Below are 15,302 nucleotides of genomic sequence, written 5' to 3'. Positions count from 1 at the left end.
GCCAGTACTTCCCCAAACGCTCAGAGATCGCGCACTACACACAGGCCGACCTCGACGGGGTCGCATCAGAACTCAACGGCCGGCCTCGACAAACTCTCGGATGGAGGTCACCATCTCAATCACTCGACGAGGCGTTGCGTTGACCCCCTGAGACCGCAGGCGTTGGGGGCGGTCGGGAGTCGCCGGCACCTCGAGGCGGGCGGGTGCGAACCAGTTGCCACCAGAGGTGCCGTCGCGCGTCCGGCGTGCGGGCATGGCGACGCGCACCTTCGGGCAAGACTTGCCCGATCGTTCGTAGTACAGCCCCAGCGCCGCGGCCGCCGCCACGACGAGAAGATCGTTGCGGCTGCCGCCCAGGGCGCACGCCGTGTGGCGGGCGTCGTCCACAGAGACGACATCGAAGCGGCTGAGCATCGAGTGCGCGGGCGGCGACGGTGAGAGCGGGCCACCGGTGACGATGACCTGCCGCGACACGGAGTTCGCCAAGTCGAGTCCGCGCTGGAAGCCGCGGACGACCGTCTCGAGGGGTTGCACGTCCCGGGCAACGTCGATCCCGGCCGACCAGGACCGGACGACACGGCCCACGTCGATCGTGATGGTCCCAGGTCGGCGCGCAACCCCGGTGTCGGAGTCATCGGAAGCTCCCTCGGACCAGTTCCGGCGATTCGCGCGAGGCGTGGGCACCGGCGTTCTCCCGTCGGGGTGGTCGAGAAGACCTTCGACAAGGCCGACACCGCCGATGCCGTCAGTGAGGACGTGGTGGGCCCTCAGGTAGAGAGCAGCCCGGTCTGCTTCGAACCCGTGGACCAGCGTCACGTCCCAGGGCGATCTCTCCGGATCGAACGGCACCACCTCGAGCAGCGTGATCAGATCGAGGACCTGTCGTATGGAACCCGGCGGCGCCACCTCGGCCGACCGGACATGGTTCTCGACGTCGGGAGTGACTTCTTCGACCCAGACCGGCCGGATCCGGGAGAACGTCGGGTCGTCGGGCAACCACTGCAGCCTCGGAGCTTGTTCGACAACCGCCCTCACACGCTCGACGAGCTCCTCGTACTTGGGCGCCCGATCGAGGAGGAACAACGCGCCGACGTTCAGCCGCAGCGTCGCATCCTGACCCGCCCGCCAGATGATCGCTTCGAACGGGCTCAAACGGATGTTCATCACGTCAGAACCTTTCCCTCCCGTGCATTTTGTGCCAAGGCTTGGGGTGGTTGGCGTCACCCGTTCAGAGTGATGCGGAGGAGAGGGTCACCACTCACACTGACAGCTGTGGCTCCTCGCCGGCCCGTTCAACGCAGACCCCGGCGGTCGCGGCATACCATCTTCGAGACGCTGCGCGAAAGCACAGGCGAGTTCGTCCAGTCGGTGGCGAACGAGGTGGTCCCCGGGGTCGTCGACGCGCTTGACCTAGACGAGGTGGTTCAGCGCCTCGACATCCAGGAGATCGTCGACCGCGTCGACGTCAGCCGCTTGATCGAACGAATCGATCTGGACGTCGTGCTCGCGAAGGTCGACATCGACGCCTTGCTGGCACGAGTTGATGTCAACGCCCTTCTCGCGCAGACCGAGCTCGCTGCGGTCATCACCCGTTCCGGTGGAGCGCTCGTGGGCCAGACTCTCGACATCGTTCGCCGACAAGGCCTAGGCCTCGACGGCCTCGTCGATCGCTGGACGAACCGATTGCTTCGCAGACGTGAACGTCGACCGAGCAGCCCGCCGTTCGGGGTCAACAGCCCGGAGTTGCGAGTGCGATGAGCGCGGTCGCACCGCCCGATCCCGAGCTGAGCTTTGACGGCCAGTACGCCGGCGTTGCGACACGCAGTGTCGCCTTCGCTGTCGACTTCATCAGCATTGCCGCGACTTTTGCATTGGGTAGTGCAGTCGTCGAGCGCCTACTCCCGCTCTTCCTTGGGAGGGAAGTGCGCCTGTCCGATTCGCAGCTTGTTTCCTCCATCGCCCTGATCGTGTGGGCGTTTGCCTATTGCGCGTACCCGTTGGGGGTGACGGGCCGGACATTCGGCATGGCGATTCTGGGTCTCCGCGCCGTCAGGAATGACGGCAGCGACCTCAGCGCGGGCCGGGCCGCTGCACGAGTCATCGTCTTTCCCGTGAGCCTCCTGCTCGTCGGGCTAGGCTTCATCTTGATCGTTGCTCGCCGGGACCATCGCGCGCTGCACGACCTCATTGCCGGCACGGCGGTGGTCTACGCCTGGCAAGCGGGCGCCGGCCAGACTTGAGCTACTAGTGCGGATCGTGGCGCTCGCCCACCCGGCGCTGCGCGGCCCAAGTGACCACCCTTACGGTCGTGGCGACGAGCGCGAGGTTGAACAAGATGTTGATCGTCGTCAGAGCACGCGCGACTTGCCCCGTGGGAGTGATGTCCCCGAAACCGACGGTTCCGAGCATCACAACGGTGAAGTACAAAGCGTCGGTCTTGGTCTCGATCCCTGAGAGTTGTCCAGGAAAGTGCGAGCTCAATGCGTAGTAGCTCGAGGCGAACCCGAGGACGGCGACGACGATGAGCACGGTGATCGCCCGCACGGATGCAGCCAGCGGACGACTCGACGTCAGTATCAAGCGAGTCTGCCGAAGGCCCAGTGGGACGATACCGACGATCACGGCCGCCCCCAGACCGACTCCGACGAACCACAGCCGCCCGTCGAGTGGCAAGACGTAGTAGCAGACGACAAGGGCGCCTGCGAGCGCCGCGGTCTCGACCCAGTGTCGCATCCCGCGAGCCTCAACCAGACGATTCGCGTTCGGGTGCGATCCCGAAGACCGATAGGCGTTCATGCCGGAACCGGCGCGCTCAGGTCGCCGACGATCCGGTCCACCTGAACCAGCAGGGCCGCATACCCCAGCCACTCACTTTCCATCTCGAAGCCGTCAGGCTCGGCCTGATGCTCGAGCGCCGTGCGGGCCCGGCGGAACGCGCCCCTCATACACTGCGCCCGCCTCGCCCGGACCTTCTCGAGTGATCGAGCGACGTCGGTGCTGTCCGACACCCCCAACACTGCGTCCATCAGGGTTCGCACCGCGTCCGCCAGCGCGATCAAGAGCGAGCCCATCGCGGGCATGGCTCGATGCGTTGTACCGGCCACCCGGGCGTGGTCGTCAAGGCCGCGCGAGATGACCGACACGCCGATGGCGGTCCGTTCGAGGCGCGCCAACACGAGCTCGTAACGCCGCAAGACGTCGACATGCCCGCGATCGCGAACGTTCCACCGGGCGGCCTCGCGGCTGTTGCCGACGGCCTCGGCGGCCTCGCTGACCAGACGACTGCGCACGATACGCGCGGTCCGGCGCCATGCCTCGGTCTCCCCGACGGACCACGATTGTCGCAATCCGGAGCCCATGGCATCCAGGACACCACCGAGGCCGACCGCGAGGCGGTGCAGGGTATGCGAGGCATCGACCAACCGCGACGCCGGCAGGATGAGCGATACCGCGACGCCGATCGCGGCCCCCACGACGGTCTCGAGAGCTCGCTGCCAGCCATAGCTCGCCTGACTCGACGTCACCGTCGTGAGCACGATGAGAATGCTGACCGGCACCTGCCGTGCCGCCGAGGCTGGCAGTCGCAACACCAGTTGGGCGACGCCGAGGGACCCAGCGAGAAGCAGACCGACGCTCAGGCCGTTCAAATCGATCGCGTCTCCGATCGCCAGGGCGAGCAGCACGCCGAGCACCACGGCGATGCTTCGCTCGATGGCCGTGCGGAGGGATGCTCGCACCGACACCTGCACGACCACGAGCGCCGTCAGCGACGCGAGCACCGGTTGCGGCACCTCCGTCACGATTCGAGCGACCCCCCAGGCAACGCCTGCCGCGAACGCGGACTTGGCCACGACACCGATCTCGGTGGAAGTCGGAGGCGTCCATGAAACAGCATGAGCGACGCGCGCACGCGCTCGCCGAACCCGCTCACGCAGGCCATGAGCGGGTGGCCTCGTGACGGGAACCGTCAGCGCATCCATCCGAGAGAGGAACCTGAGAGGGTGCACTCGGTGCAAGTTCTCGACGCGTTCAGTTTCGGTCCGTCTCGCGACATGCGCTTCGCAGCGTTCCGTCCGGTAGCGCCGGTCGCATCATCCCGCGAGGGTGATGCGATCCCCAGATCGAGATGAGATCTTGGCTTCAGAACGCACGCTCGCGAGGATCGGCCGAGGTGGTCAGGCGATGGCAAGCAACGGAAACGATATGGGCCCGATCAGCTATCTCATCGTCGAGTTCCCCGGCAACAAGATGACCGGACAAGGATTCGCAGAACTGATCGATCTGGTCGATCGCGGCGTGATACGAGTTCTCGATCTACTGTTCGCGACGCGCGACCTCGATGGCTCGGTTCGAGCCATGGCGCTCGCGGACATCGATGACGACGGCGACCTCGATCTCGCGGTGTTCGAAGGAGCGTCTTCGGGCCTCCTCGACGAGAGCGACGCCGCCGACGGCGCATCCGTGATCGAGCCCGGCTCATCCGCGGCGATCTTGATCTTCGAGAACCGCTGGGCCACCCAGTTCACCCAGGCTCTGCGCCAGGGCGGCTCCGAGTTGGTGGCTGCGGGATACATCCCGCTCGACGACATCGCAGCGTCACTCGGCGCGGCCGAAGCTGCGGGCCGCTGACCGGCACGCAGAACCGGCACGACCAAGAGAGGACAAACCATGCCTGGACTTCTACGAGGGGTTGCCCGGACTGCCGTCGTCGCCGGTACGGCAACCGCGGTCTCCAACCGTGTCTCCCGTCGGCAGACGAATCGATGGGCGCAACAGGAGCAGTCCTACTACGAGCAGCCGCCGCCGCCGCCCCAGGCCGCGCCGGCGGCGACTGCCGTCGATCCGATCGCGCAGCTGAAGGAGCTGGCCGAGCTCAAGAATCAGGGCGTCCTCAGTGAAGCTGAGTTCGCGGTCCAGAAAAAGAAGATCCTCGGCTGACGCCCCTGTGGATCCCGAGTCGAAGCACTGGATCCTGACGGCCGGCAAGATCGTCGCCGGTTTCGTCTATGGCGTGGTCCTTTCGTTCCTCGTTATCCTGACCATGGCATTCTCCCTCCGGCTGCTGGGAGCGAACCCGGCCACCGACTTCACCGAGTGGATCTACCGGTCGGCGGGGCGGATCATGGAGCCCTTTCGCGGAATCTTCCCTGCGACGCAGGTCAGCGACCGCTCGGTGTTCGACGCGTCGCTGTTGTTCGGCATGATCGCCTATTCGATCGCTGCTCTCGCCGTCCACGCGCTCGTCGACTGGTTCGCTCGCAGAATCGCATCCCTGGAACGCGCGGAGACCCAGGATCGGTACCTGGCGGCAATCGAAGGTTCCCAGCGCGAGCAACGCGCAGATGACCGGGCCTCCGCGCCATCCGCGCCCCGGTCGTTCGCCCCGAGCGTCGACGCCCGCGAACGCTAGCGCCCACGTGGCGTCGCTGAACCCCCTCCTGCGTCGATACGAATCGAACGCAGGGGCGTTGCATCCAACACAGCACGCGCTTGGTCGAGGTTGTGCACCACCGGGACCACCCGATCGAAACCGACCATGCGCAGCAGCCGCTCGACCCCAGGTCGACAGGAAGACACCACGACACGCCCTCCATGCTCGCGAATGCGACGGACACCACCGATCAGCGCGCCCAGGCCGGCCGAGTCGATGAACCACGTTCCGGACAGGTCCAGCACCACTTGGTCCTCACTGAGGAGTGACGTCATCGCCTCTCGGGTTTGCGCGGCGCTGGCCGCCACGAGCTCTCCCTCGAGTCGACAGACGATCGCTCCGCTGGGCGGATCATGTGGGGGTATGTCGATCTCCGCGTTGACATATCGAGATGAGTTCATCTCGACTCAGCCTGAACCGCTTGCGTGAGCACGGCGTCACCCTCCGGGGGTGGTTCTGGCGACTAGGCCCTATCCCACCTAGGCAGCGGATGCCATCGCCGCGTCACCTGCGGCCGCCGCGGTCGGTGGCTCGGTGGCCGTGTCGATGGGCCGGCGGATGATTGCCTTACGGATCTCGGACACCGCGGGCACAAGGAGTGCGGCACCGATGCACACCAACCATTGCGGCATCTCGAGATCGGTCGTCTGGAGCAGCCGTTGGAATGGAGCGAACGAGGTGGTGAGGATGATGCTGGCGAGGGCAACGCCGATCGACACGAGGAGCGGCTTGTCAGCGAACGTGTCGAGGTTGAACAAAGACCGGCGCTCGTCCTTGGTCGCCACGGCAAAGAAGACATGCGAGAGTGCGAACGTCGTCAACCCCATGGTGCGCGCCAAGACCAGCCCGTGCGGATCGGTCGCCCACGAGATCACGGAGAGCGTGATCACCCCCATGATCAGCCCGACGACGGCCAGCCAGACGAGCAGCGGTCTCGGTAGCACCGCTTCATCCGCCGCCCTCGGCCGCCGCTGCATCAGACCTCCCGCAGCCGCCCCGTAGCCGAGGCCGATCGCGAGGAACAGGTCGGTCGTGAAGTTGAGCCAGAGCGTCTGGAGTGGGAGGAACGGTACGCCGTCGGCGATGTTGAGGATGCTCGCGCCGAGGAACGCCACGATGAAGCCCAGTAGCACCGCGATCTGGAACCGGATGTACTTCTTGAGGTTCTCGTAGAGACCGCGGCCGATCTCGACCGCCTTCACGATCGTGGAGAAGTTGTCGTCGGTGAGGATCATCACCGCCGCCTCCTTCGACACCTCGGTGCCGGTGATCCCCATCGCGATCCCGATGTCAGCCTTCTTCAGCGCGGGGGCATCGTTCACGCCGTCACCGGTCATCGCGACGATGTGGCCCGTGCGCTTGAGGATGTCGACGAGCCGGACTTTGTCCTCCGGACTGACCCGGGCGATGACGCCGATTCCGTCGATCTCGTCGAGCAACTGATCATCGGGCATGGCGGCGAACTCGGCGCCAGTGATCGCGCGCCCTTCGATGCCGAGGTGGTCGCCGATGGCCTTGGCCGTCACCGCGTGGTCGCCAGTGATCATGCGGATCTGGATCCCCGCCTGCCTGGCCGTGGCGATGGCGGCCTTGGCCTGAGGCCGGGGCGGATCGACGATGCCGACGAGGGCCAGGAGTGTGAGACCGTCGATGAGCGGCAGCAGATCTGCGTCCGGATCGAACGTGGCCGGGTCGAAGTCCTTGCGAGCGGTGGCCATCACCCGGAGGCCCTTCTCCGCGAGACGCTGGTTCTCGGCGAGGTAGCGCCTTCGGCCTTCGTCGTCCACCGGGAATGGGTCGGCGTCGGCGCCCACCGCGAAGGCAGCACGAGCGAGGAGCTGGTCGGGCGCGCCCTTGACGAAGCACCGGACGACGTCGCGACCGCGCTCGTCGGTCACCTCATGGAACGTGGCCATGAGCTTGTATTCCGCGTCGAAAGGGAGCTCGGCGACCCTCGGGTGCTGTTGCCTCGTGGCGACGACATCGATTCCCCCTTTCTCGGCCAGCACGATCAGCGCTCCCTCCGTCGGGTCACCGATCAGCTCACCATCGTTGAGGACGGCGTCTGATGCGAGCGCCATTGGCAAGAGGAACGGCTCGAGAGGCATGTCGTCGACCCCTGCAGTCCGGGTGACTCTTCCTTCGGTCGAATAGCCGGTACCGGTGATGGAGAAGCGCCGACCGACGACTGCGAGCTCGACTGCGGTCATCTGGTTCAGGGTCAACGTGCCGGTCTTGTCGGAGTTGATTGCCGAGGTGGATCCGAGGGTCTCCGTCGAGCGCAGGCGTTTCATGATGGCCCCCGCCCCGGCCAGCAGCTGCGTGCCCATCGACAAGATGGTCGTGACGACAGCGGGCAGGCCGGTGGGGATCGCCGAGATGGCGAACGCGACGGCAGCCGTGAACACCACCGTGAAGTTGTCGCCACGCGCGAGGTTGATCGCCATCGAGACGATCAGTGCCGCGCCGCCGATTACGAGAATCTGGTTCGTCAGCGTGTCGAGCTGGCGGGTCAGCGGGGTCTTCTCGTCGTGTGTGGCCTGCAGCATGCCCGAGATGTGACCGACCTCCGTCGCCATCCCCGTGGCGGTGACCACGAACTCCCCGCTGCCGCGCGTGACGCTGGTGTTCATGTAGACCATGTCGCTGCGGTCGCCAAGGGGTGTCTCCGGTGACTCGACCGGGTCGACGCCCTTCGACACCGGGAGGCTCTCGCCGGTGAGCGCCGACTCCGCGACTTCCAGCGTGGCGGCGTGCGTGATCCGGCCATCCGCCGGCACCACGTCACCTGCCTCGAGGGAGACGACGTCACCGGGGACGAGCTCCTCGGCGGGTAGCTCGGTCACCGCGCCGTCACGGCGCACCTTGGCCTTGACGATCATCATCTTCTGCAGTGCGTCGACCGCCGCCGCCGCCTTCCCTTCCTGGTGAAGGCCAATGATTGCGTTGAGCAACGTGAGGCCCAGGATCACGAGGGCGGTCCCGTACTGCTTGACGGGCCAGAGCGACAGCAGCCCCGCGACGAGCAGGACAATCTGCATGGGATCGGCGTATTGGCGAGCAAATGCGTGCCAGCGAGGCTCTTTCGGGGCTTCAGCCATTCGGTTCGCCCCGTGGCGCTCGCGCCGCGACGCTGCCTCGGCCGAAGTCAAGCCCTCGTGCTCGTCGACACCCTCCAGCTCGAGGACATCAACGACGGCGACGGTGTGCCAATCCGGCTCTTTGGGCTTCGCCTCGGTTCCCAGGCTCGATACGGAGGTTGTGGTCATCGACGTTCCTCTCGGTCAGGCTTCGACGCGTTCGTGCGTGGGGTGTCAACCCTCCGCCCTGCCGAGCGTCGCGCCGGATCGGTCGTGCTCCATCACCCATTCGGGATGATGCGCAGCCGACGTCAATCGCTCGATAGTCAGCTGAGCCGACTCGATTTCGTGCGCAGAGGTGGTCTGGATGTTCAACCTGCATGGCCGTAGCTTCGTCAAGGAGCTCGACTTCACGTCCGACGAGCTGCGCTTCCTCCTGAAGCTGGCGGCCGACCTGAAGGCGGCCAAGTACGGCGGCTACGAACGCCAATGCTTGGAAGGCAAGGAGATCGCGCTGATCTTCGAGAAGAGCTCGACCCGCACGATGACATCGTTCGAGGTCGCGGCGTACGACCAGGGCGCCCACGTGACGTACCTGGGACCCAGTGGGTCGCAGATCGGGCACAAGGAGTCGATGAAGGACACCGCTCGAGTTCTGGGCCGCACCTTTGACGGAATCGAGTACCGCGGGTTCGCACAGGAGACCGTCGAGAGCCTCGCGCTGTACTCGGGCGTGCCCGTGTGGAACGGACTGACCGACGAGTTCCACCCCACGCAGATTCTCGCGGACATGCTGACGATGACCGAGCACAGCAACAAGCACCTGACCGAGATCGCGTACTGCTTCCTCGGGGACGCCAGGAACAACATGGGCAACTCGCTCATGGTCGCCGGGTGCAAGCTCGGGATGGACGTCCGCCTCGCCGCGCCGGAACAGTTGTGGCCGGCGGACGACCTGGTGAAGACCTGCCGGCAGATCGCAGAGGAGACTGGCGCCCGCCTCACGGTGACCGTCGACGTCGACGAGGGCGTGCGCGGCGTCGACTTCCTCTACACCGACGTCTGGTTGTCGATGGGCGAGGACGCCTCGAAGTGGGGACAGCGCATCGAGGTTCTCCGCCCGTACCAGGTCAACACCGACGTCGTGCGGCGCACCGGCAATGCCGACGTCAAGTTCCTTCATTGCCTCCCCGCGTTCCACAACCGGGAGACAACGGTCGGCGAGGAGATCTTCCAGGAGTTCGGGCTCGACGGCCTCGAGGTCACTGACGACGTCTTCGAATCGCCGCGCTCCATCGTCTTCGACCAGGCCGAGAACCGTCTGCACACCATCAAGGCAGTCATGGTCGCGACGATCGGAACATGAGGAGCGTTGACGATGCGGGTCCTCGTCGCCCTCGGTGGTAACGCCCTCCTCAAGCGGGGCGAGTCAATGACGGCCGGCGCGCAGAGGAGCAACGTCTATGTCGCCGCCGAGGCGCTCGCGCCCGTTGCCGAACGACACCAGCTCGTGCTGTCACACGGGAACGGACCGCAGGTCGGGTTGCTCGCGCTCCAGGCCGCTGCGTACGAGGACGTCGAGGCCTATCCCCTCGACGTCCTCGGCGCGGAGACCGAGGGGATGATCGGATACATGATCGAGCAGGAGCTCGGGAACCTCCTGCCGGCAGACAAACCCTTCGCCACCATCCTCACGATGATCGAGGTTGACGCCGACGACCCCGCCTTTGCTGATCCCACCAAGTTCGTCGGGCCCGTGTACAGCGCCGAACAGGCAGGCGCGCTGGCTGCGGAGAACGGGTGGGTTTTCAAGCCCGATGGCGACTACCTCCGGCGGGTCGTCCCGTCACCTGCGCCGAAACGCATCTTCGAGATCCGCCCGATCCGCTGGTTGCTCGACCACGACGTCGTCGTCATCTGCGCCGGAGGCGGCGGGATCCCCACGATGTGGGTTCCGAACGAGGGCCGCGTCCTGGGTGGCGTGGAGGCCGTGATCGACAAGGACTTCGCCAGCGAGCTGCTCGCCCGCGAGGTCGGCGCCGACCTCTTTGTGATGGCGACAGACGTCGACGGTGTGTACACGGCCTGGGGTACCCCCGACCAGCGGCGGCTCGACGAAGTGACCCCAGACGAGTTGCGGGCCATGAACTTCGCGGCCGGCTCCATGGGCCCGAAGGTCGAGGCCGCCGCCCGGTTCGTCGAGGGCACGGGAAAGAGAGCTGCGATCGGAGCGCTGGAAGACATCGAAAAGATCGTCGAAGGTGCCGCGGGCACCAACGTCGTAGCCGCGTCGGCGTAGCTCGAGCAAGGAGAAGGGAGGACCACGTTGAGCGAGCTCGGCGTCCACTCGGAGGTTGGAAGGCTTCGCAAGGTCATGGTCCACCGCCCCGAGCTCAGCCTCCGACGCCTCACGCCATCGAACCACGACGATCTGCTTTTCGACGACGTCCTCTGGGTCGAGCGCGCCCAGTATGAGCACGATCAGTTCGTCGCTCGAATGCGCGAGCGCGGTGTCGAGGTCTACCTGCTCCTGGAGCTCCTGGGCGAGGCGCTCGCCGCCAGCGATGAGGCGCGCAAGCGCCTGATCGCGCTGGTCGTATCCGAGTACACCGTCGGGTGGTCGCTGGTCGACGAGATCCGCGCTGTCCTGTGGGAGATGGAGGCGGATCAGCTCGCCCAGCATCTCGTCGGTGGGCTGACGGTGGCAGAGGCGGACCTCGACCTGTCGATCATCGGTGCCGCCCTTGACGACACCTCACAGTTCATCCTGCCGCCCCTCCCCAACACGCTCTTCACCCGCGATTCGTCTTGTTGGATCTACGGCGGCGTATCGATCAACCCCATGTACTGGCCGGCGCGCCGCCGCGAGGCCTACAACGTCGGTGCGATCTACCAGGGGCACCCCATGTTTCGGGACGCCCCGTTCAACTACTGGTATCCCCCCTTGGGCGACGACGGGCGGCTGAACATCGTCGACTTCGGACTGGCGTCCCTCGAAGGTGGCGACGTGATGCCGATCGGCAACGGCACCGTGCTGATCGGGATGAGCGAGCGCTCGCAGGGCCGGATGATCGAGGAGATCGCGCACGCCCTCTTCACACACGAGGCCGCCGAACGGGTCATCGCGTGCGTGATGTCGAGGGACAGGGCCCACATGCATCTCGACACGGTGTTCACCCTGCTCGACCGGGACAAGGCCACCGCCTTTCCCAAAGTGCTCCAGGACATCCGCGCCATCAGCCTCCGGCCGGGCACGAGCGAGGGTGACTTCCACGTGACTAAGGAGCGCGACTTCCTAAGCAAGCTGACCGTCGTCGAGACCGGTGGCGACCAGTACCAGCAGGAGCGCGAGCAGTGGGACGACGGCAACAACGTCGTCGCCCTGGAGCCCGGAGTCGTCATTGCGTACGAGCGCAACACCTACACGATCTCGAAGATGCGCGCCGCGGGAGTAGAGGTGATCGAGATCGCGGGTTTCGAGCTCGGCAAGGGCCGAGGCGGCGGGCATTGTATGACCTGCCCGCTTCTGCGGGACCCGGTGTAGCAATGCTCGACTCATCTGCTTCTCGCTGGATCCTCGTCGTAGCGCTCGCGCTCGCGCTCGTCGGACTGATCGCGTACGCGCGTGGCCCGCAGGACGGCCTCCGCCGGTCGCCGGATCGGGGCCATCTCGCGGCCCTCGCACTCGTCAGCAGATCGGCCTAGACGATGAACCTGCCAATCGACGACCCCGGTCCGGCCGCGCCGCGCCCGCCGAGCCTCTCCGATGCGCTGATCCCGATGATCACGCTTGTCGTGCTGCTCAGCCTGACGATCGTTCTGTTCGGCATCGGGGCGACGGATGGCCCGCTCCAAGTGGCGCTGTTCGCGAGCGCACTCGTGGCGGGATTGATCGCGCTGAAAAACGGCCACACCAGCGCCGCGATCAGTGAGGCGGCCATCGGCGGCGTGAGCTCGGCAATGGGTGCCGTCTACATTCTGCTCGCCGTCGGCGCGTTGATCGGCACGTGGAACCTCGCGGGGACGATCCCGACCGTCGTCGCGTACGGCATTGAACTGCTCCGCCCCGCCATCTTCTACGCCGCGGTCGCGGTGATCTGCGCTGCCGTGGGCATGGTGACCGGCAGTTCGTGGACCACCGCGGGAACACTCGGAGTCGCCTTCATCGGCATGGCGCCGATCCTGGGGGTGTCCTCCACGGTCGCTGCCGGCGCCATCATCTCCGGCGCCTACATGGGTGACAAGATGTCGCCGCTCTCGGAAACCACCGTGCTCGTCCCCAGCCTGGTCGGCGGCGTGACGACCAACGAGCACATCCGCGGGATGATGTGGACCGTCGTACCCTCCTTTCTGCTGGCGCTGGCGGTCTTCACCGTCCTCGGCTTCACCACCGACACGGCCGGCTCGGCGATCGACACCAACGTCGCGCGGGACGCGCTCGATGCGGTCTTCACGATCTCGCCGCTCAATCTCTTGCCAATTGTCTTGCTGATCGTGCTCGCCGTACGACGGGTGCCACCGTTCCTCGCCATCTTCGGAACGGCGGTACTCACCGGTGCGCTCGCCTCCTTCACCCAGTCCGACGTGGTGCGAGCCTTCGTGGCCAAGCCCGGGCAGGGCAGCTTCCTGAACGGCATCGAGGCGACCTACAAGGCCATGGCCAACGGCTTCGTCTCCACCAGCGGCAACAAGACGATCGACGACCTCTTCTCTCGCGGCGGAATGGCGAGCATGCTCACAACTGTCTGGTTGATTCTCGGAGCGCTCAGCTTCGCCGCGATCATGGAACACGCCGGGCTGCTCACCCGCCTGATCTCGCCCTTGGTTGCCCGGGCGCGCTCGGCAGCACGGCTGATCATCACTGTGGCGGGGACCTGCATTGGACTCAACGTCGTCGCTGGGGATCAATACGTTGCCGACGTCCTCCCGAGTCGGGTCTTCCGGAATCAGTTCGCCGAGCACGGCCTCGCTCCGCGGATGCTGTCGCGCACGGTCGAGGACACCGGGACGGTCACGTCCGTGCTGGTGCCATGGAACAGCTGTGGCGCGTACATGACCGGAGTCTTGAACGTTTCGACGATGCAGTACGCGCCGTGGGCGCTCTTCAACATCTTCAACCCCGTCATCGCCATCGGCTACGCCCTCGCCGGGTTCAAGGTCGAACGTCTCGCCGCGGCGGACGACGCGCCATCACCGCCGGCAACCGCAACCTCTACCGCCACCGCCGTCTGACACGAGGAGAACCGCCATGGCCACCGATCTGGAGACGGCCCCCGGCGCAAAGATCCCCGAGCCGCCGCCGCCCGCTGGACACAAGCGGCGGTTCTCGCTCCCTTCCGCATACACGATCCTGTTTGCGCTGATCGTCGTCACCGCACTCGCAACCTGGATCATCCCGGCGGGCAGGTACGCGCTCGACCCGAATGGCTCACCGATGCCCGGGACCTACCACGAGGTTGATTCCAGTCCGGCGCGCATCCTCGTCGACGCTCTCAAGGCGCCGATCAACGGCCTCTACGGGATCGAAGACCCCGCCACCGGCAACGTCGACTTCTACAACAAGGGCAGCCTGTTCGGCGCCATCGACGTCGCGCTGTTCATCCTCGTCATCGGGGGGTTCATCGCAGTCACGATGAAGACGGGCGCCATCCAAGCCGGCATCGCTCGGCTTGTGAACAAGCTTCGGGGCCACGAGCGGTGGATGATCCCGATCTTGATGACGATCTTCGCGATCGGCGGCACCACGTTCGGCATGGCCGAGGAGAGCCTCGCCTTCTACGTCCTGATCATCACCGTCATGATCGCCGCCGGCTACGACGCGCTGACGGGTGCGTCCGTGATCCTGCTCGGCGCGGGTATCGGCGTGCTGGGTTCGACGATCAACCCGTTCGCGACTGGGATCGCGTCCGACTTCGCCGACGTCCCGCTCAGCGAGGGACTTGGGCTTCGCGTCGTCATAGTTGTGGTCGGCCTCGCGATCGGCATCGGATTCGTCCTCCGATACGCCGAACGCGTCCGGCGCGACCCGACCAAGTCCCTCGTCTACGCGATGAAGGCGGAGAACGATGCACACTTCAGCGCCCCGGCCGGCGACGGCGTCACTGACGTCGAGCTCACCGGCCGCCACAAGCTCGTGCTCACGGTCTTCGGCCTCGCCTTCCTCGTGATGATCTACGGCGTCATCCCGTGGGACGACATCGGCATCCACATCACCACGCTGTGGTGGTGGTTCCCCGAGATGACGGCGTCGTTTCTGCTCTTCGGAATCATCATTGGGCTCATCGGCGGGATGCGAGAGGGCGAGCTGACGAGCACGTTTGTCGACGGGGCCCGCGATCTCCTCGGCGTAGCTTTGATCATCGGCATCGCCCGCGGCATCACCGTGATCATGAACAACGGGCAGATCACCGACACGGTCTTGCACTGGGCGGAGTCCGCGCTCGGCGACGTCAGAGCGGCCCCGTTCGCCGTCGTCATGTTCCTGCTCTTCCTGCCGCTGAGCTTCCTCATCCCGTCGTCGTCGGGTCTCGCCACCGTCGCCATGCCGATCATGGCCCCCCTCGCCGACTTCGCCGGCGCCAACCGCAGCCTGGTCGTGACCGCGTATCAGAGCGCTTCAGGGCTCCTGAACCTCATCACACCGACGTCTGCCGTCGTCATGGGCGGCCTGGCGATCGCACGGGTTCCGTACGGCACGTTCCTGAAGTTCGTCTGGCCGCTGGTCGCCATCCTCGGCGTGCTCAGCCTCGTTGTGCTTGCGCTGGGCGCGGTCTGAACGCTGCTACAGCAGG

Annotated in this window: 15 protein-coding genes; 9 read left to right on the top strand and 6 right to left on the bottom strand. The window is 65.9% G+C overall.

Going from position 1 to position 15,302, the window contains the following annotated elements; all coding sequences use genetic code 11:
* Positions 1-72: 72 nt before the first annotated feature.
* Positions 73-1,164 (bottom strand): hypothetical protein, encoded by a 1,092-nt coding sequence (locus E6G06_02030; protein TML93544.1) that lies wholly within the window; start codon positions 1,162-1,164, stop codon positions 73-75.
* 246 nt (positions 1,165-1,410) lie between these two features.
* Positions 1,411-1,641 (bottom strand): hypothetical protein, encoded by a 231-nt coding sequence (locus E6G06_02025; protein TML93543.1) that lies wholly within the window; start codon positions 1,639-1,641, stop codon positions 1,411-1,413.
* Positions 1,642-1,754: 113 nt separating this feature from the next.
* On the opposite strand from E6G06_02025, the gene E6G06_02020 reads away from it, so the two are divergent.
* Positions 1,755-2,240 (top strand): RDD family protein, encoded by a 486-nt coding sequence (locus E6G06_02020; protein TML93542.1) that lies wholly within the window; start codon positions 1,755-1,757, stop codon positions 2,238-2,240.
* 4 nt (positions 2,241-2,244) lie between these two features.
* Here E6G06_02020 and E6G06_02015 read toward each other — a convergent pair whose 3' ends face one another.
* Both E6G06_02015 and E6G06_02010 read right to left on the bottom strand, forming a co-directional pair.
* Complete coding sequence (locus E6G06_02015; protein TML93541.1) at positions 2,245-2,796, bottom strand: two pore domain potassium channel family protein; 552 nt, start codon at positions 2,794-2,796, stop codon at positions 2,245-2,247.
* Positions 2,793-3,980 carry a hypothetical protein gene (locus E6G06_02010; GenBank protein ID TML93540.1) on the bottom strand — a complete coding sequence of 396 codons (1,188 nt, stop codon included), beginning with the start codon at positions 3,978-3,980 and terminating at the stop codon, positions 2,793-2,795. The genes E6G06_02015 and E6G06_02010 overlap by 4 nt, the downstream gene beginning before the upstream one ends.
* A gap of 223 nt (positions 3,981-4,203) precedes the next feature.
* On the opposite strand from E6G06_02010, the gene E6G06_02005 reads away from it, so the two are divergent.
* From E6G06_02005 to E6G06_01995, 3 genes are read left to right on the top strand one after another with little or no spacing between them, the layout of a single operon-like run.
* The gene (locus E6G06_02005) at positions 4,204-4,629 is read left to right on the top strand and encodes a DUF1269 domain-containing protein (protein ID TML93546.1); all 426 of its coding nucleotides are present in this window, start codon (positions 4,204-4,206) and stop codon (positions 4,627-4,629) included.
* Between the two features lie 39 nt (positions 4,630-4,668).
* Entirely contained in the window at positions 4,669-4,938 is a 270-nt protein-coding gene (locus E6G06_02000; protein TML93539.1) for an SHOCT domain-containing protein, read from the top strand.
* 7 nt (positions 4,939-4,945) lie between these two features.
* Positions 4,946-5,410 carry a hypothetical protein gene (locus E6G06_01995; protein TML93538.1) on the top strand — a complete coding sequence of 155 codons (465 nt, stop codon included), beginning with the start codon at positions 4,946-4,948 and terminating at the stop codon, positions 5,408-5,410.
* Here E6G06_01995 and E6G06_01990 read toward each other — a convergent pair.
* Entirely contained in the window at positions 5,407-5,832 is a 426-nt protein-coding gene (locus E6G06_01990) for an STAS domain-containing protein (GenBank protein TML93537.1), read from the bottom strand. The genes E6G06_01995 and E6G06_01990 overlap by 4 nt on opposite strands.
* A 78-nt stretch (positions 5,833-5,910) precedes the next feature.
* A complete protein-coding gene (locus tag E6G06_01985; GenBank protein ID TML93536.1) occupies positions 5,911-8,700 on the bottom strand; it encodes an HAD family hydrolase in 2,790 nt (929 codons plus the stop codon).
* A gap of 178 nt (positions 8,701-8,878) precedes the next feature.
* On the opposite strand from E6G06_01985, the gene argF reads away from it, so the two are divergent.
* From argF to E6G06_01960, 5 genes are all read left to right on the top strand, one after another.
* Positions 8,879-9,877, top strand: a complete 999-nt coding sequence (gene argF, locus E6G06_01980) for an ornithine carbamoyltransferase (GenBank protein TML93535.1) — start codon at positions 8,879-8,881, stop codon at positions 9,875-9,877.
* Positions 9,878-9,889: 12 nt separating this feature from the next.
* A complete protein-coding gene (arcC, locus tag E6G06_01975) occupies positions 9,890-10,810 on the top strand; it encodes a carbamate kinase (GenBank protein TML93534.1) in 921 nt (306 codons plus the stop codon).
* 27 nt (positions 10,811-10,837) lie between these two features.
* A complete protein-coding gene (locus E6G06_01970) occupies positions 10,838-12,055 on the top strand; it encodes an arginine deiminase (GenBank protein ID TML93533.1) in 1,218 nt (405 codons plus the stop codon).
* A gap of 164 nt (positions 12,056-12,219) precedes the next feature.
* Positions 12,220-13,743, top strand: coding sequence for a Na+/H+ antiporter NhaC (locus E6G06_01965; protein TML93532.1), 1,524 nt, complete (start codon positions 12,220-12,222; stop codon positions 13,741-13,743).
* Between the two features lie 16 nt (positions 13,744-13,759).
* Positions 13,760-15,286, top strand: a complete 1,527-nt coding sequence (locus E6G06_01960; GenBank protein TML93531.1) for a YfcC family protein — start codon at positions 13,760-13,762, stop codon at positions 15,284-15,286.
* Positions 15,287-15,302: the final 16 nt, after the last annotated feature.

This window comes from Actinomycetota bacterium (assembly GCA_005888325.1).
Lineage (GTDB): Bacteria > Actinomycetota > Acidimicrobiia > Acidimicrobiales > AC-14 > AC-14.
Note: the sequence above shows the minus strand (reverse complement) of the source record. Positions and strands in the feature narration are given on the sequence as shown.